10 protein-coding genes and 1 tRNA gene are annotated in these 17,423 nt (G+C 64.2%); 7 read left to right on the forward strand and 4 right to left on the reverse strand.

Going from position 1 to position 17,423, the window contains the following annotated elements; all coding sequences use genetic code 11:
- The first annotated feature begins 78 nt into the window (after positions 1-78).
- From C9I57_RS15195 to C9I57_RS15215, 5 genes are all read left to right on the forward strand, one after another.
- Entirely contained in the window at positions 79-849 is a 771-nt protein-coding gene (locus tag C9I57_RS15195; RefSeq protein ID WP_107151501.1) for an SDR family NAD(P)-dependent oxidoreductase, read from the forward strand.
- A 117-nt stretch (positions 850-966) separates the two neighbouring features.
- The gene (locus C9I57_RS15200) at positions 967-2,748 is read left to right on the forward strand and encodes an IlvD/Edd family dehydratase (protein WP_107151502.1); all 1,782 of its coding nucleotides are present in this window, start codon (positions 967-969) and stop codon (positions 2,746-2,748) included.
- Positions 2,749-2,909: 161 nt separating this feature from the next.
- A tRNA-Met gene (locus C9I57_RS15205) sits at positions 2,910-2,986 on the forward strand.
- Positions 2,987-3,725: 739 nt separating this feature from the next.
- Positions 3,726-4,781 (forward strand): DNA polymerase IV, encoded by a 1,056-nt coding sequence (gene dinB, locus C9I57_RS15210; protein WP_440130214.1) that lies wholly within the window; start codon positions 3,726-3,728, stop codon positions 4,779-4,781.
- Between the two features lie 64 nt (positions 4,782-4,845).
- Positions 4,846-6,132 (forward strand): amidohydrolase family protein, encoded by a 1,287-nt coding sequence (locus C9I57_RS15215; protein WP_107151717.1) that lies wholly within the window; start codon positions 4,846-4,848, stop codon positions 6,130-6,132.
- Positions 6,133-6,205: 73 nt separating this feature from the next.
- Here C9I57_RS15215 and C9I57_RS15220 read toward each other — a convergent pair whose 3' ends face one another.
- The 4 genes from C9I57_RS15220 to fixL all read right to left on the reverse strand — a co-directional run bounded on the left by C9I57_RS15220 (position 6,206) and on the right by fixL (position 12,629).
- Positions 6,206-8,353 (reverse strand): M3 family metallopeptidase, encoded by a 2,148-nt coding sequence (locus C9I57_RS15220; protein ID WP_107151504.1) that lies wholly within the window; start codon positions 8,351-8,353, stop codon positions 6,206-6,208.
- 112 nt (positions 8,354-8,465) lie between these two features.
- The gene (folD, locus tag C9I57_RS15225; RefSeq protein ID WP_107151505.1) at positions 8,466-9,338 is read right to left on the reverse strand and encodes a bifunctional methylenetetrahydrofolate dehydrogenase/methenyltetrahydrofolate cyclohydrolase FolD; all 873 of its coding nucleotides are present in this window, start codon (positions 9,336-9,338) and stop codon (positions 8,466-8,468) included.
- Between the two features lie 136 nt (positions 9,339-9,474).
- Positions 9,475-10,116, reverse strand: coding sequence for an oxygen response regulator transcription factor FixJ (gene fixJ / locus C9I57_RS15230; RefSeq protein ID WP_018440237.1), 642 nt, complete (start codon positions 10,114-10,116; stop codon positions 9,475-9,477).
- A complete protein-coding gene (fixL, locus tag C9I57_RS15235) occupies positions 10,113-12,629 on the reverse strand; it encodes an oxygen sensor histidine kinase FixL (RefSeq protein ID WP_107151506.1) in 2,517 nt (838 codons plus the stop codon). Before fixL ends, fixJ begins: the two co-directional genes overlap by 4 nt.
- A gap of 295 nt (positions 12,630-12,924) precedes the next feature.
- Here fixL and aceE point away from each other — a divergent pair, with 295 nt between their 5' ends.
- Entirely contained in the window at positions 12,925-15,624 is a 2,700-nt protein-coding gene (gene aceE, locus C9I57_RS15240) for a pyruvate dehydrogenase (acetyl-transferring), homodimeric type (protein ID WP_107151507.1), read from the forward strand.
- 83 nt (positions 15,625-15,707) lie between these two features.
- Entirely contained in the window at positions 15,708-17,399 is a 1,692-nt protein-coding gene (aceF, locus tag C9I57_RS15245) for a dihydrolipoyllysine-residue acetyltransferase (RefSeq protein WP_107151508.1), read from the forward strand.
- Positions 17,400-17,423: the final 24 nt, after the last annotated feature.

Genomic DNA, 17,423 nt, shown 5'->3' on the forward strand with positions numbered 1-17,423 from the left:
CGCGCCGATAGCGCCGATAGGCAGGGCGCCCGGTGCGGCGTAACATCAAGCACTACTAACGAACTGATCGGAACTCGCATGTCGTATGCAATTTACCCCAGCTTGAGCGGGAAGACCGTCGTCGTGACGGGGGGAGGAAGTGGTATCGGCGCGGCGATCGTCGAAGCGTTCGCGCAACAGGGCGCCCGGGTGTTCTTCGCCGATGTGGCCGAAGCCGATTCGGTCGCGCTCGAGCAAAAGCTTGCCGGTTGCGCGCATCCGCCGCGTTTCTACCGTTGCGACCTGCGCGATGTGGCGGCGATAGCGCGCTTGTTCTCCGAAGTCGAGGCTCACGCGGGTACGATCGACGTTCTCGTCAACAACGCGGCGAACGACGATCGGCACGAGTTCGCGACCGTCACGGCCGAGTACTGGGACGAGCGCATCGCGGTCAACCTGCGGCATCAGTTCTTTTGCGCGCAGCATGCGGCTGACGTGATGAAAAAGTCCGGCAACGGCGCCATTTTGAATCTCGGTTCGATCTCATGGCATCTTGCTTTGCCCAGCTTGTCGATCTACATGACAGCGAAGGCGGGCATCGAAGGCCTGACGCGTGGGCTCGCCCGCGATCTCGGCGGCTTTGGCATCCGCGTCAACGCGATCATTCCCGGCGCCGTGAAGACGCCAAGGCAAATGAAGCTCTGGCAGTCGCCCGAAAGCGAGGCAAAGCTCGTCGCCGATCAGTGTTTGCCGCAGCGCATCGAGCCTCACCATGTCGCGCGCATGGCGCTCTTTCTCGCATCGGACGATGCCGAGCGCTGCTCGGGACGAGAGTATTTTGTCGATGCGGGGTGGTACGGCGGCCTTTGACGCCGAACGTGCTGGTCTGCGATCAAAGCCGGATTGCGACGAGCGCATTTCCGTGCAAAGAATTGCAATAGTGCTTAACCTGGGTTCCCCGGCAAAGGCTCGGCAAAGGAATACAACATGTCATCGACGACACGAAGACTGAGAAGCCAGAAATGGTTCGACGACCCGGCCCACGCGGACATGACCGCGCTGTACGTCGAGCGCTTCATGAATTACGGCCTGACGCGCGAGGAATTGCAGTCGGGTCGCCCCATCATCGGCATCGCGCAGACGGGCAACGACCTCACGCCCTGCAATCGACACCATATCGAACTCGCGCAACGCACGAAGGCGGGGATTCGAGACGCGGGCGGCATTCCGATGGAGTTTCCCGTCCATCCGCTTGCCGAGCAGAGCCGCCGGCCGACTGCGGCGCTCGATCGCAATCTCGCTTATCTCGGCCTCGTCGAGGTGCTGCACGGCTATCCGCTCGACGGCGTCGTGCTGACGACGGGGTGCGACAAGACGACGCCAGCCAGCCTGATGGCGGCCGCGACGGTCGACCTGCCTGCGATCGTGCTCTCCGGCGGGCCGATGCTCGATGGCTGGTTCCAAGGCAAGCGCGTGGGGTCCGGCACCGTCATCTGGCACGCGCGCAACCTGCTTGCGGCCGGCGAGATCGACTACGAAGGCTTCATGGAGCTCACCGTCGCGGCATCGCCTTCGGTCGGTCATTGCAATACGATGGGCACGGCGCTTTCAATGAACAGCCTGGCCGAAGCGCTCGGCATGTCGCTGCCCGGGTGCGCTTCCATCCCGGCGGCTTATCGCGAGCGCGGGCAGATGGCCTATGCGACGGGCAAACGTATTGTCGAACTCGTGCGCGAGGACGTGCGCCCATCGAAGATTCTCACGCGCGAAGCGTTCGAAAACGCGATCGTCGTCGCTTCCGCGCTCGGCGCCTCGACGAATTGTCCGCCGCATTTGATCGCCATCGCGCGCCATATGGGAATCGAGTTGAGCCTCGAGGATTGGCAGCGCCTCGGCGAGGACGTGCCGCTGCTCGCGAACTGCATGCCCGCGGGCGAATATCTCGGCGAGGGTTTCCATCGAGCGGGCGGCGTGCCCGCGGTACTGCGCCAATTGCACGCGGCCGGTTCGGTGCATGGTGAGTGCGTCACGGTGTCGGGGCGTACGATCGCTGAGATCGCCAGCGCGGCGCCTGATGCGGATGGGGATGTCATTCGCCGATTCGACGAGCCGCTGAAGCAGCGTGCTGGCTTCATCGTGCTGACGGGCAATTTCTTCGATAGCGCGATCATGAAGATGTCGGTTGTGGGCGACGCGTTCCGGAAGACGTATCTCAGCGAGCCCGGCGCGGAGAATACGTTCGAGGCCCGTGCGATCGTATTCGACGGCCCGGAGGACTACCACGCGCGGATCAACGATCCGTCGCTCGCTATCGACGAGCATTGCATACTCGTGATTCGCGGCTGTGGCACTGTCGGCTATCCCGGCAGCGCCGAGGTCGTGAATATGGCGCCGCCCGCGGCGCTCGTGAAGCGCGGCATCGACTCGCTGCCATGCATGGGCGATGGGCGGCAAAGCGGTACGTCGGCGAGCCCCTCGATTCTCAATATGTCGCCGGAAGCGGCCGTGGGTGGCGGCCTCGCGTTGCTGCGCACAGGCGACCGCGTGCGGGTGGACCTCAATGCGCGGCGTGTCGACGTACTCGTCGACGAAGCGGAGTTAGCGCGCCGCCGCGGTGAGGCAACGCTGCAGGTTCCGCCATCGCAGACGCCGTGGCAGGAAATCTACCGGCAATTCGTGGGGCAACTTTCGACAGGCGGATGTCTCGAGCCCGCGACGCTCTATCTGAAGGTCGTCGAAACGCATGGCGATCCGCGTCATTCGCATTGAGGTGTCACCCGGAGTCGTTTTGTCCGATCGTAGGGGCGGGCAACCGGGCCCGCTACATGCGACGGAGATGATGACGGTGCGCGGCGCGATGCACCGATGAGAGCAAAGCATCTGAGCGTTTGACGGAATGCGAAATTCGCGCTATAGTTTCATTTCTCTGACGCGGGGTGGAGCAGTCTGGCAGCTCGTCGGGCTCATAACCCGAAGGTCGTAGGTTCAAATCCTACCCCCGCAACCAATCGAAAAACCCGCCTACGTATGGCGGGTTTTGTCTTTGTGCGCTCCCGATCCGGGCGTGCTCCCCCTCTGCCAAAGCTGTTGCTAGGCGACACGCTCGCGAATCGTTGCATAGACGCGGGTGTCGCCCAACGTGCTGTCGGCGTCAACGCGTTGATTACGCAGTACGCAGCGCAGCTTCCATGTTCCTCAGTTGGTCCGGTTTTCGTGCTTCATGCGCCTGACTTGCGACGCCAGTTCGTAAGATCCGAAAAAACAAAAGCCCACCTTTCGGTGGGCTTTTGAACTTTCGTGTGTCCTCGGGGGGAGGCTTACGCCCGCAAGTCCCGTGGCTAGCTAAAGCAGTATAAAGCCCAATCAACTATGTCGTCAACGTCAGAAACTGTCCAGGCCATTAAGCGGACGCTGTCCGCGCCCAGAATGAGCACCTACGCAATCGGATAGCGCACCATGAACCGATTTTTTCACGCGATCTGCAACGCGATTTCGAGTGCATAGTGGAATTGATCCGTTTTCGGTGCGGGGTGACGGCTAACTGGATGTTAGAGAATCAGCAGGCCGTCAGACTCATAAAGAACCGGCCCTAACGCCTCGGCGAACTGCTTGAAACCTGGACTGTGTTTTTGTACAGTATCGCCACCTTGAGCACGCGCGACCGGTCCCCCACATCTGCCGTCGATCCCGAGTCTGCGCCCCCGGGCGCCCAGGCGGTACTTGCTCGCGCAGATTTTTCACGCAAGATTATCCACTGCGATTGCGACTGCTTCTACGCGTCCGTCGAGATGCGCGACGACCCGAGCCTGCGCGGTCGGCCGCTTGCCGTCGGCGGCCGGCCCGAGCAGCGCGGCGTCATCGCCACTTGCAACTACGAGGCACGCCGCTTCGGCATTCATTCGGCCATGTCGTCGGCGCTCGCCATGCGCAAGTGTCCCGAGCTGTTGATCCTGCCGTCGGCGATGGAAAAATACCGCACGGCCTCGCGCCAGATCATGGCCATCTATCGCGATTACACGGCCGACGTGGAACCCCTCTCGCTCGACGAAGCCTATCTCGACGTCACACACTCCACACGCTGCAAAGGCAGCGCCACGCTGATGGCGGCCGAGATCCGCGAACGGGTGCGCGAGACCGTCGGCGTGACAGTGTCAGCGGGCGTCGCACCGAACAAGTTCGTCGCGAAGATCGCATCGGATTGGAACAAGCCCGATGGGCTTTTCGTGGTGCGGCCGGAGGAGGTCGATGCATTCGTCGCGGCGTTGCCCGTGCGCAAGATTTTTGGCGTCGGTAAGGTGACGGCGGCAAAGCTCGAAAAACTCGGCATCGTGACATGTGCCGATTTGCGGCAATGGGCGCTCGTGGATTTGCATCGCCGCTTCGGGAAATTCGGCCGGCGCCTCTACGAGCTCTCGCGCGGGATCGATCATCGTCCCGTCGAAGCGGACCAGGAGCGCAAGTCGATCAGCGTCGAGACGACCTACGTGACGGATTTGCGCACGCTCGAGGAGTGCGCGAGCGAAATCCGGCGTCTTGCCGAGCAGCTCGATACGCGCATCGGCCGGGCGAGCGCCGCTGCCGCGGTGCGCAAGCTCTTCGTCAAGATCCGCTTCGCCGATTTTCAGCGGACGACGGTCGAATGCGTGGCCGAAGCGACGGACCTGCCGACGATACTATCGCTGCTCGAGAAAGGCTTTGCACGACGTAACAAGCCGGTGCGGCTGCTCGGTGTCGGCGTGCGTCTGGAAGAGGAAGACGATGCCGCGAACAACGGGCAGTTTCCCCTCTTCGACGTCGATTGAACCTACGGCGGCTCTACAATCGACGCCGAGCCATCTCCAATCAACGAGCGAGGAGTCGCCGATGCTGGACCTGATCATTCGCCGCGCTGCATTGCCTTCATACGTCGCGGGACGCGACGCGCTCGTCGACATCGGCATAGCGGGCGAGGGCATCGCGGCTATCGAACGCCACCTCGCCGTGTCGGCTCGTGACGAGATCGACGCGGCGGGCTCGCTCGTCACGCCGCCGTTCGTCGACGCGCATTTCCACATGGACGCGACGCTCTCGTACGGTCTGCCGCGCGTGAATCAATCGGGAACCTTGCTCGAAGGCATTGCGTTGTGGGGTGAGCTGAAGCCGCATCTGAAGCAGGAAGCCCTGATCGAACGGGCGCTCGAGTATTGCGATTGGGCGGTAGCTCGAGGATTGCTCGCGATCCGTTCGCATGTCGATGTCTGCGACGAGCGCCTTCTGGCAGTCGAAGCGTTGCTCGAAGTCAAGCGCCGCGTCGCGCCCTACCTCGACTTGCAGCTCGTCGCATTTCCGCAAGACGGGCTGCTGCGCAGCGCAGGCGCCTTTGAAAACCTCAAGCGTGCGATCGCCATGGGTGTGGACGTAGTGGGCGGCATCCCGCACTTCGAGCGCACCATGGCCGATGGCGCGCAATCGGTGCGCATGCTCTGCGAGTTCGCCGCCGACAAAGCACTGCCGGTCGACGTGCACTGCGACGAATCGGACGATCCGCTATCGCGCCACATCGAGACGCTATGCGCCGAGACACACCGGCTCGGACTTCACGGTCGCGTGACCGGCTCGCATCTTACGTCGATGCATTCGATGGACAACTACTACGTGAGCAAGCTGCTGCCGCTCATGCGCGAATCGGGCGTGGCCGCCATCGCCAATCCGTTGATCAACATTACGCTTCAAGGCCGCGCCGACACGTATCCGAAGCGACGCGGCATGACACGCGTGCCGGAAATGATGGCGGCCGGTATCGACGTGGCGTTTGGCCACGATTGCGTGATGGACCCTTGGTACAGCCTTGGGTCGGGCGACATGCTCGAAGTGGCCCACATGGGCTTGCACGTCGCGCAGATGACGGGACAAGCGGCGATGCGTGCCGCGTTCGATGCCGTCACGGCGAACCCCGCGCGCATTCTCGGCTTAGAGGACTATGGGATCGCGGTAGGCTGTCGGGCTGACTGCGTGCTGCTCGACGCTCGCGATCCGGTCGAGGCGATCAGATTGCGCGCGGCGAGGCTAGCCGTCATTCGGCGTGGCCGCGTGATCGCGCGCTCGCCTGCCGCTCGTGCCTCGCTATCGATCGAAGGGCGGCCAGCCGAAGTCGACTTCAAGCTGCATCGCTGAGCACCACGCGAACTTGCCGCGAGGCAAGCGCCGGCGCCTTGCGCCGACACCAGGCGCCTGCGCCACGCCATCATCAATGCGCCGTCGGCGCGCCGGCCATGCCGTTGTGCCGCAAGAGCGCGTCGATCGTCGGCGCGCGGCCGCGGAACGCCTTGAACGACTCCATTGCCGGCCGGCTACCGCCTACTTCGAGTATCTCGCGACGATAGCGGCGGCCCGTGTCCGAGTCGAGCACGCTGCCATTCGCCGCGCGCGCGGCATCTTCGAATGCGGCATAAGCATCGGCGGACAGTACTTCAGCCCACTTATAGCTGTAATAGCCGGCCGCATAGCCGCCCGCGAAAATGTGACTGAACGTGTTCGGCCAACGCGAGAACGGTGCCTGCGGAATCACGTGGTAGCGTTCGTTGATCTCGCGAGCGAGATCGTTCGCGCTGCGCGCGGCGGCCGCACTTGAGCCGGCCGCGCCGAAGTCCGTATGCAGGCGCATGTCGAAGATCGAAAACACGATCTGCCGCAACATGCCGAGCCCGCTCTGGAAGTTCTTGGCTGCGAGCATTTTGTCGAAAAGCTCGCGGGGCAGGGCAGCGCCGGAGTCGACATGAGACGTCATGCCGGTGAGCACATCCCACTCCCAACAGAAGTTCTCCATGAATTGCGAAGGCAGTTCGACCGCATCCCATTCGACGCCGTTGATGCCCGACACCGCGAGTTCTTCGACGCGCGTCAGCATGTGATGCAGCCCGTGCCCGAACTCATGGAAGAGCGTGATGACTTCATCGTGCGTGAAGCACGCCGGCTTGCCGCCGACGGGCGCCGAAAAATTGCAGGTGAGGTAGGCGACGGGCGTTTGTACGCCGTGCTCCGTCCTGTGACGCGAGCGCGCGTCGTCCATCCAGGCGCCACCGCGCTTGCCTTCGCGCGCATAGAGATCGAGATAGAACTGGGCGACGAGCGAGCCGTCGCGATTCTCGACGCGGAAGAAGCGAACATCGGGATGCCAGACAGGCGCTTCGTCACGGCGGATCGAGACGCCAAAGAGCGTCTCCGCCACCCGGAAGAGACCGTTCAGCACGACGGGCTCCGGGAAGTATTGCTTGACCTCGTTTTCGGAGAATGCGTAGCGCTTCTCGCGCAGGCGTTCGCTCGCGAACGCGACGTCCCACGGCTCGAGCTGTGCCAAGCCCAACTCACCGGCGGCGAATTCGCGCAGCTCGCGCCAATCCTCGTCGGCGTACGGGCGTGCGCGTTGCGCGAGATCGTCGAGGAATGCGACCACCTGATCGGGCGAATCGGCCATCTTCGGCACGAGCGAGACTTCGGCGAAGTTGCGGTAGCCGAGCATCTGAGCCTCTTCGCGGCGCAGCTTCAGCAGCTCGGCCATGATCTCGGTGTTGTCCCATTCGGACTTGCCCGCGCCGTAGACGCCGCCAAGCTCCGACGCCCGTGTCACATAGGCCCGGTACATCGCCTCGCGCATCGGGCGGTGAGCGGCGTACTGCATCACGGGGAAGTACGACGGGAAGTGCAGCGTGAACTTCCAGCCTTCGGCGCCCGCCGCCTGCGCGGCCTGGCACGCGGCTTCTACGACGTCTTCGGGCAGTCCGGCGAGCTCGGCCTCGGACTTGGCGATATAGGCGTAGGCGTTCGTCGAGTCGAGCACATGATCGGAGAACGCCTTCGCGAGCGCCGCTTGCCGCTCCTGCAACTCGCTGAAGCGCGGCTTGCTTTCCTCGGGCAGCTCGGCGCCCGACAGCCGGAAGTCGCGCAGCGCGTTTTCGAGAATCTTCTTGCGCTCGACGTTGAGCGTCGCATACTCGGCGCTCGCCGCGATCGCCTTGTATTTCTCGAACAGTGCGAGATTCTGGCCGACGCTCGACCAGAACTCGGTCACGCGCGGCAGGTTTTCGGAGTAGGTCGCGCGCAGCTCGGGCGTATCGGCGACGGCATTGAGGTGGCCGACCACGCTCCAGGCGCGCGAAAGCGGCTCGGTCGCGCGCTCGGTGGCGTCGATGACGTCGGACCAGCTGGCGGGCGTTTGCGGGTCGACCGCGCGTTCGATGGCCGCTTTCGCATCGGCGAGCAGAACATCGAGCGCGGGCGTGACATGCTCGGGGCGGATTTCTCCGAAGCGCGGCAGGCCCGAGAAGTCGAGCAACGGGTTGCCCGACGCGTTCGGCGGTTGCTGCGCTTCGGTCGGATGAGACGTGTGCTGGGCCATGGAGCTTCCTGTCTGTCGTGAATGGGATAACGGGCATCATGCACCCGAATCACCAGTTTGGGACGCCGCGCGAGATTTCCAGCGGCCCGCGTCGTTTTCGCTCGAAAGCCTACTAAGCCCGTTTCGCTTCGGCCGACGCCGCCATGCGCTCGGCCGCTTCGATGGTATTGACGAGCAGCATCGTGATCGTCATCGGGCCGACGCCGCCGGGCACCGGCGTGATGAAGCCGGCTACATCGCGGACCGCCGCGAAATCGACGTCGCCGCATAGCTTGCCGGCCTCGTCGCGGTTCATCCCGACGTCGATGACGACGGCCCCGGGCTTGACCATATCGGCCGTCACGATGTTCCGCCGCCCCGTCGCCGCGACGATGACGTCGGCTGCCCGCGTATGCGCCGCGAGGTCGCGCGTCTTGCTGTGGCAGAGGGTGACCGTCGCGCCGGCCTCGAGCAGCAGGAGCGCCATCGGTTTGCCGACGATGTTGGACCGCCCAATGACGACCGCATTCGCGCCTTTCAGCGCGATGCCGTGCGCTTCGAACATCTTCATGACGCCGTACGGCGTGCAGGGTCGAAAGAGGGGCTTGCCCGTCAGCAGCGCGCCGGCGTTCGCAATATGAAAGCCGTCCACGTCCTTTTCGGGAGCGATCGCTTCGATGACTTTATGGCTGTCGATGTGCGGCGGCAGCGGCAGTTGAACGAGGATGCCGTGGATTTGCGGATCGCGATTGAGCTCGTCGATGCGCGCGAGGAGAGCCGCCTCTGAGAGCGTCGCGGGATAGCGGTCATACGACGAGTGAATGCCGTTGTCTTCGCACGCCTTCACCTTGTTGCGCACATAGACTTCGCTCGCCGGATTATCCCCGACGAGCACGACGGCGAGGCCCGGCTTGTGTCCGCGCGCCGTGAGCGCCGCGGCGCGCGTCGCGACTTCCGCGCGCAGAGTCTTGGAAAGGGCGATGCCGTCGATCAATTGGGCTGTCATGGATGGTCGGTCGGGACAAAGGAAAAATTATACCGCCGGGCTATTGGCCCGACTGGCAGTCCAACCGGCGAGGCAGCGAAGCTTGGAGGGGCGAGACGATGCAGCGAAACGCCGCGCGTGGCGTTTCGCCCGGCGCCTATTGTTGCTGCGGCTTGTTCGACAGCGCGAGTCGCAGCAGGTCGGCGACCGTGTTGACGTTGAGCTTTTCCATGATGTTCGCCCGGTGCGCCTCGACGGTCTTGATGCTGATCCCGAGGTCATCGGCGATCTGCTTGTTGAGGCGCCCGGCGATGATGCGCTCGAGCACCTGATGCTCGCGCGCCGTCAACTTCGAGAGCCGCTCGGCGGCCGCCCGCTGTTGCTGGACCGTGGTGCTCTCGCTGCGCGCCTTCTCGAGCATCCGCTCGACGAGCTTGCGGAGCTCGGCCTCGTCGAACGGCTTTTCGATGAAATCCATCGCGCCTTTTTTCATCGTCGAGACGGCCATCGGCACATCGCCGTGTCCGGTGACGAAGATGATCGGCAGCGAGGCGTTCTCGGCAATCAGCCGTTCCTGCAGCTCGAGGCCGCTCATGCCGGACATGCGCACGTCGAGAATCAGGCAGGCGATCTGCCCCGGGTGCTGAGCGGGCTGATAGGCGTCGAGGAACTGTTCGGCGCTCGTGAAGCACTGCACCCGATAGCCGTTCGCCTCAAGCAGCCAACGCAGCGAATCGCGCACGGCCTCGTCGTCGTCGACGACAAAGACGGTTTCCTGAGTGGTGACTGGGCTGCTCATAGTTCTCCCGTGACAGTTTGCGGTCTCTGTGCCTCGGACCCGCCTTGGTTATGATCGGCTGGTTCGCCGATCGGCAGACTAACGTGAAACGTGGCGCCTGTAACCTGTCCGTCGGCATCGATGTTGTTGACGACCCACAGGCGTCCGCGATGCGACTCGATGATCGATCGGCAGATGTTGAGCCCCATGCCCATGCCGTCCGACTTGGTGCTGAAAAACGGCTCGAAGAGGCGCTCGATGGCCGCTTCGTCCACGCCCGGGCCCTGATCGATCACGCTGATGCAGACGAACCCGGCATCGAGTCGGACGACGATCCGGATCGCCGGATCGACGGCGTTCGGCCGCGCGCCGTGCATCGCCTCGGCGGCGTTCTTGAGCAGGTTGACGAGCACCTGCTCGATGAGAACCGGGTCGACATAGATGACGGGCAGCCGTGAACGGATTTCCGTCACGATCCGAATCCTGCGCTTGCGGGTCTCGATCTCGGCGAGGCCCACCGCGTCGGCGACAATATCGGAGACGCGCGCCGCCTGGCGTTTCGGCTCGCTGCGCTTCACGAACTCGCGGATTCGCTTGATGATCATGCCCGCGCGCACGGCCTGCTGCGCCGTCTTTTCGAGCACGGGCAAGAGCGTATCGGGCGTCGTGCGACCCGCCTTGACGAGCGCCACCGTGCCCGAGCAGTAGTTGTTGATCGCGGCGAGCGGCTGATTGAGCTCGTGCGCGAGCGAGGAAGCCATCTCGCCCATCGTCATCAGGCGGCTCGTGAACTGCAGCTTCTCTTCCTGTTGACGCGCGAGTTCCTGCGCCTGCTTGCGCGTCGTGATGTCGGTGGCGATCTGCATCTGCGCGAGATGGCCATCGACCCACTGGATGTACTGGCGGCGCACCTCGAACCACTTCTGGATGCTCTGGACGTAGACTTCCTGCGCATCGGCCGTGCCTTCGGTCAGTGCGGCGGCCGGCAGCCCGGCGTAGGTATCGACCATATCGATCGAGTCCGACGACGCCTGCGTCGAATCGAAGCCGCCGCCGCCCGCGAGCTCGAGGTGCCCGTCGGGCCGAATGCCGAAAAGGTGCCGGTAATAACGGTTAGCGAACAGCAGCTCGGCTTCGTCGGCGGCGAGCACCGAAACGGCGGCGTCGAGGCTTTCGAGCACGGTCGTGAACCGCTCGTGGGCCGCGGCGAGCTCTTCGCGCGCGCGCTTCGGCTCCGTGATGTCGGTCATCGACGACATCCAGCCGGTTTGCCGTCCCGAGCTGTCGATGAGCGGCGAGACGTAAAGCCGTGCATGGAAGATCGAGCCGTCCTTGCGGCGCACGCGCAACTCGAAACCCGAGGAGGGCGCCTTGCCGCGCAGCGTCATGTCGATCTGACGCTGCATTTCGGGATAGGAGTCGCGCGGCCAGTACGGAAACGGCGGCGTCTTGCCGACGAGGTCGCTTTCGTCCCAGCCCGTCATCCGGCAGAACGCGGGGTTCACGTGCGTGATCCGTCCGTGCATGTCGAGCACGCGCATGCCGATCAGCACCGAGTTCTCCATCGCGCGTCTGAAGAACGCCTCGGCATACAGCGCCTGCTGCGCCTCGAAGCGCTGGCGCGTGTGCTTCCAGAGGCTCCAGAGACTCCAGAGGACGAAGCACGACAGCCCCGCCACGAGCCACACGAGTGTGTTGTTCGTGAAGTTCGTGATCTGCGGAAACGCGTAGACGCGCACGGTGAGCCCTTGGCCCGGCGGGTCGAGCGGCAGATCGTAGAAGATGTCGCGCGGCAGGCGCGGGCGCGTCGACGTCGTCGAGAGCTCCCGGTTGTCCGCGTCGAGCAGCGAAATCTTGTATTTCGCCGAAAGCTCGGGCGGAATGTCGTGCTTCAGAATCCCTTCGATCGAAAATACCGCGGCAATCGAGCCGAGAAACTCGCGATCGCGATAAACGGGTGTTTGCAGCGTCAGGTAGCCGTTGCCGAGGTCGTCGTAGATGAGCGGCGAGTAGACCTGGCGCCGCGTGCTGCGCGCCTCGCCGAAAGCGGCCGTGACGGCCATGTCCATCTGCGCGTCCGTGAGCCGCGCGAAACGCTGCCCCGCGAGCGGCGGCGCCATGTCGGGCCAGTGCAGCGTCTTTCCGCTCGTGTACCAGTTCAGATAGACGATCTCGGGGTGCGCCTGCATGATGTCGGCCGTCGACGTCTGAAACGAGCGTTCCTCCTCGTGGCCGGCCGCGAGATCGCGCGCCACGCCCTGCAATTGTTCCTGCGCGCCCGTCATGGAGAGGCGGATCTGCTGCTGGGCCCACGCCACGTTGCGGAAAAGCGTGTCCTCCTGCTGCTGCTGCTCGCGCCGGTTCAAGCTCCAGAGGATCAGGCTCATCACGACGAGGAACACCAGGATCGAGAGGAGCGGCGTCAGCAAATAGGAATTGGACCACCACGGTCCGTGGTGCCAGCGAGACGGCGCCGAGTCCGCCCGGGCACCGGACGGCCGCGCCGAGCGTGCGAAAAGCCGATCGGTCAACATGGCTCGAATTGTAGCGCAGCGCCGCAGGGCCAATTGGCGTAAAACAGGAAGCAACGGCTGTCAATTCGAGCGTTTTCCGATCGTGCGGCTATGTCCGGATACGTTCGATTTGCCGTTCGTCTGCGTGCCGTTCGATGTGCGTTGCAACAATATTCCGCATTATGAGAAATGATCTCGTAATTCGAAAAATTCGTTGCGCGGTGGGCTCGGGGGTCTTTACAATCGCCCACAACTGCCGCGGCCGAACCGGCTCGCGTCGTCTGTTCGAAGAGCATTTCCTACCAGGAGACGAGAAATGTCCGCTGTGCCCGACGAAGTCATGAAGTATGTCGCCGCCGATAAAGACGACGATCCCCAGGAAACCGGCGAATGGCTCGAGGCACTCGAGGGCGTGATCTCCGCCGTCGGCCCGAACCGTGCGCACTACCTGATCGAAAAGCAGATCGAGTTTGCCCGTGTGCATGGCGAGCATCTGCCGTTCTCGGCCAATACCCCCTACATCAACACGATTCCGGTCCCGAATCAGGCGAAGATTCCCGGCGACCAGGACATCGAGCACCGCATCCGCTCCTACACGCGCTGGAACGCGATCGCGATGGTGCTGCGCGCGGGCAAGCACACGAACGTCGGCGGTCACATCGCTTCGTTCGCCTCGGCCGCGACGCTATACGACGTCGGCTTCAATCATTTCTGGCACGCGCCGTCGGACAAGCACGGCGGCGACCTCGTGTTCGCGCAGGGCCACTCGTCGCCCGGCATCTATGCGCGCGCCTTCCTGCTCGGCCGGCTGACCGAAACGCAGCTCGACAACTTCCGCCAGGAGGTGGGCGGCGAGGGCATCTCGTCGTATCCGCACCCGTGGCTCATGCCCGACTTCTGGCAGTTCCCGACCGTCTCGATGGGCCTCGGCCCGATCATGGCGATCTACCAGGCGCGCTTCATGAAGTATCTGCAGGCGCGCGGCATCGTCAACGCGGAGGGCCGCAAGGTCTGGGCGTTCCTTGGCGACGGCGAGACCGACGAGCCCGAATCGCTCGGCGCGATCGGCATGGCGGGCCGTGAGCGGCTCGACAATCTGGTGTTCGTCGTCAACTGCAATTTGCAGCGCCTTGACGGCCCCGTGCGCGGCAACGGCAAGATCATTCAGGAGCTCGAGTCGGAATTCCGCGGCGCGGGCTGGAACGTCGTCAAGGTCATCTGGGGCAGCCGCTGGGACGCGCTCTTCGCGCGCGACAAGACGGGCGCCCTGATGCGCCGGATGATGGAAGTCGTCGACGGCGAGTATCAGACGTACAAGTCCGAGTCGGGCGCCTTCGTGCGCGAGCACTTTTTCAACACGCCGGAGTTGAAGGCGCTCGTCGCCGACTGGTCCGACGACGACATCTGGAACCTGAACCGCGGCGGCCATGATCCGCACAAGATCTATGCGGCCTTCCACGCGGCCACGCATCACAAGGGCCAGCCGACCGTCATCCTCGCGAAGACGATCAAGGGCTACGGCATGGGCGAGGCCGGCCAGGCAATGAACATCACCCACCAGCAGAAGAAGATGCAGGTGGATCAGCTCAAGGCGTTCCGAGACCAGTTCCGGCTGCCGATCTCCGACGAGCAGATCGTCGACGTGCCGTACCTCAAGTTCGAGGAGGGGTCGAAGGAGCTCGAGTACATGCGCGCCCGGCGCGAGGAGCTCGGCGGCTATCTGCCGGCGCGCCGTCAAAAGGCGGCCGAGTCGCTGCCCGTGCCGCCGCTCTCGGCGTTCGAGCCGCTTCTGAAGGGGACGGGTGAAGGCCGCGAGATCTCGACAACGATGGCGTTCGTGCGGATCCTCAACATCCTGCTGAAGGACAAGGCGCTCGGCAAGCGTGTCGTGCCGATCGTGCCCGACGAGTCGCGCACGTTCGGCATGGAGGGTCTCTTCCGCCAGATCGGCATCTGGAACCAGGACGGCCAGAAGTATGTGCCCGAGGATTCCGATCAGCTGATGTTCTACAAGGAATCCGAAACCGGCCAGATCCTGCAGGAAGGGATCAACGAGGCGGGCGGGATGTGCGACTGGATCGCCGCGGCGACGTCGTATTCGACGCACGGCGAGATCATGGTGCCGTTCTACGTCTTCTACTCGATGTTCGGCTTCCAGCGCATCGGCGATCTCATCTGGGCGGCCGGCGACATGCGTTCGCGCGGCTTCCTGCTCGGCGGCACGTCGGGCCGCACGACGCTGAACGGCGAAGGCCTGCAGCACGAGGACGGCCACTCGCTGCTGTGGGCGTCGTCGGTGCCGAACTGCGTCAGCTACGATCCGACGTTCGGCTTCGAGCTCGCGGTAATCATGCAAGACGGCCTGCGCCGGATGGTTCAGGAGCAGGAGGACGTGTTCTACTACGTCACGGTGATGAACGAGAACTACGAGCACCCGGCGATTCCCGAGGGTGACGACGTTGCCGCTCACATCATCAAAGGCATGTACTCGCTCAAGAAGGCCGACGCCTCGGGCAAGGCGCCGCGCGTGCAACTCATGGGCGCGGGCACGATCCTGAATGAGGTGATCGCCGCGGCCGATTTGCTGAAGAACGACTGGGGGGTGGCCGCCGACATCTGGAGCGTGCCGAGCTTCACCGAGCTCGCGCGCGAGGGCCAGGAAGTGTCGCGCTGGAATCTGCTGCACCCGACGGAGTCGCGCAAGCTTTCGCACGTTGAAACGCTGCTGAAGGATACGCAGGGCCCCGTCATCGCTTCGACGGACTACGTGCGTGCGCTAGCCGACCAGATCCGCGCTTACGTGCCGCGGCGCTTCGTCGTGCTCGGCACCGACGGCTTCGGCCGCTCCGATACGCGCGAGAAGCTGCGTCACTTCTTCGAAGTCGACCGTTACTGGGTCACCGTCGCCGCGCTGAACGCGCTGGCCGATGAAGGTACCATCGAGCGCAAGGTCGTGGCCGACGCGCTCGCGAAGTACCGCCTCGACCCCAACAAACCCAACCCGATGACCGTTTAAGGCATCGCCTTCGCGCGATCCGACGCGTGCGTGAGCCGCCCGAAAGGCGGCTTCACGCGCGTGTGCCCTGGAGACACCAACAAATGAGTCAAGCGATCGAAGTCAAGGTGCCGGACATCGGCGATTTCAAGGACGTACCCGTCATCGACATCCTCGTGAAACCGGGCGATACCGTCGAGCCGGAGCAGTCCCTCATCACGCTCGAGTCGGACAAGGCGACGATGGACGTGCCGAGCCCCGCGGCCGGCACCGTCAAGGAAATCCGAGTGAAGCAGGGCGACACCGTCTCCGAGGGCACGTTGATCGTGCTGCTCGAAGGCGGCGCGGCAGGCGCTGCCAGGCCCGCGCAAGGCAACGGCGCCGCCGCGCCCGCGCCTGCTGCCGCTCCGGCACCGGCCGCCGCTCCGGCGCCGGCCGCCGCGCCGGCTCCGGCTGCAGCCGCGCCGGCCGGCGGCGCCGTCCAGGAAGTCAAAGTGCCCGACATCGGCGACTTCAAGGACATCCCTGTCATCGAGATCGCCGTAAAAGTCGGCGATCGCGTGCAGAAGGAGCAATCGCTCATCACGCTCGAATCGGACAAGGCGACGATGGATGTACCGAGCCCGGCCGAAGGCGTCGTCAAGGAACTGAAGGTCAAGGTGGGCGACACCGTCTCCGAAGGTTCCGTGATTCTGCTGCTCGAATCGGGTGGCGCGGGTGCCGAAGCCGCGCCCGCCCCGGCCGCCGCGCCGCACAAGAAGGTGGAAGAGCCCTCCGACTCGCCGCGTCCCGACCTCGCGCACAAGGCGCCCACGCCGCCGTCCGCGCTCGCGCAGGCTCCGCTGATTCCGGCGGGAGAGGGCGGCGTGCGCCGGCCGAGCCATGCGTCGCCCTCGGTGCGCAAGTTCGCGCGCGATCTCGGCGTCGATGTCGCGCTCGTGCCGGGCACGGGCCCGAAAGGCCGCATTACTCAGGAAGACGTGACAGCGTTCGTGAAGGGCGTGATGACGGGACAGCGCGCGCCGGCTGGCGTACCCGCGGGCGCGCCGTCCGCCGGCGGCGAGCTCAACCTGCTGCCCTGGCCGAAGATCGACTTCACGAAGTTCGGCCCGATCGAGGCCAAGCCGCTCTCGCGCATCAAGAAGATTTCCGGCGCGAACCTGCACCGCAACTGGGTGATGATCCCGCACGTCACGAACAACGACGAGGCCGACATCACCGAGCTCGAGGCGCTGCGCGTTCAGCTCAACAAGGAAAACGAGAAGGCGGGCGTCAAGGTCACGATGCTCGCGTTCGTGATCAAGGCCGTCGTTGCCGCGCTGAAGAAGTTCCCGACGTTCAACGCGAGCCTCGATGGCGACAACCTCGTCTACAAGCAGTACTACCACGTCGGCTTTGCGGCGGATACGCCGAACGGGCTCGTCGTTCCGGTGATCCGCGACGCGGACAAGAAGGGCCTCATCGAGATCGCGAAAGAAATGGCCGAGCTCTCGAAGCTCGCGCGCGAAGGCAAGCTTAAGCCCGATCAGATGCAAGGCGGCTGCTTCTCGATTTCGTCGCTGGGCGGCATCGGCGGCACGCATTTCACGCCGATCATCAATGCACCCGAAGTGGCGATCCTCGGCCTTTCGCGCGGCGCGATGAAGCCCGTCTGGGACGGCAAGCAGTTCGCCCCGCGGCTCACGCTGCCGCTCTCGCTGTCGTACGACCATCGTGTCATCGACGGCGCCGAGGCCGCGCGCTTCAACGCCTATCTCACCTCGCTGCTCGCCGATTTCCGGCGCGTGATCCTTTGATCGCCGGCGCTAACAAGAAGGGGA

Source organism: Trinickia symbiotica, from assembly GCF_003028655.1.
Classification (GTDB): Bacteria; Pseudomonadota; Gammaproteobacteria; order Burkholderiales; family Burkholderiaceae; genus Trinickia; species Trinickia symbiotica_A.

Coding starts and splice junctions, on each gene's coding strand:
- fixJ (WP_018440237.1), bottom strand. CDS start 10,116: ATGAGCAGCCCAGTCACCACTCAGGAAACCGTCTTTGTCGTCGACGAC.
- aceF (WP_107151508.1), top strand. CDS start 15,708: ATGAGTCAAGCGATCGAAGTCAAGGTGCCGGACATCGGCGATTTCAAG.
- C9I57_RS15220 (WP_107151504.1), bottom strand. CDS start 8,353: ATGGCCCAGCACACGTCTCATCCGACCGAAGCGCAGCAACCGCCGAAC.
- folD (WP_107151505.1), bottom strand. CDS start 9,338: ATGACAGCCCAATTGATCGACGGCATCGCCCTTTCCAAGACTCTGCGC.
- aceE (WP_107151507.1), top strand. CDS start 12,925: ATGTCCGCTGTGCCCGACGAAGTCATGAAGTATGTCGCCGCCGATAAA.
- C9I57_RS15195 (WP_107151501.1), top strand. CDS start 79: ATGTCGTATGCAATTTACCCCAGCTTGAGCGGGAAGACCGTCGTCGTG.
- fixL (WP_107151506.1), bottom strand. CDS start 12,629: ATGTTGACCGATCGGCTTTTCGCACGCTCGGCGCGGCCGTCCGGTGCC.
- C9I57_RS15200 (WP_107151502.1), top strand. CDS start 967: ATGTCATCGACGACACGAAGACTGAGAAGCCAGAAATGGTTCGACGAC.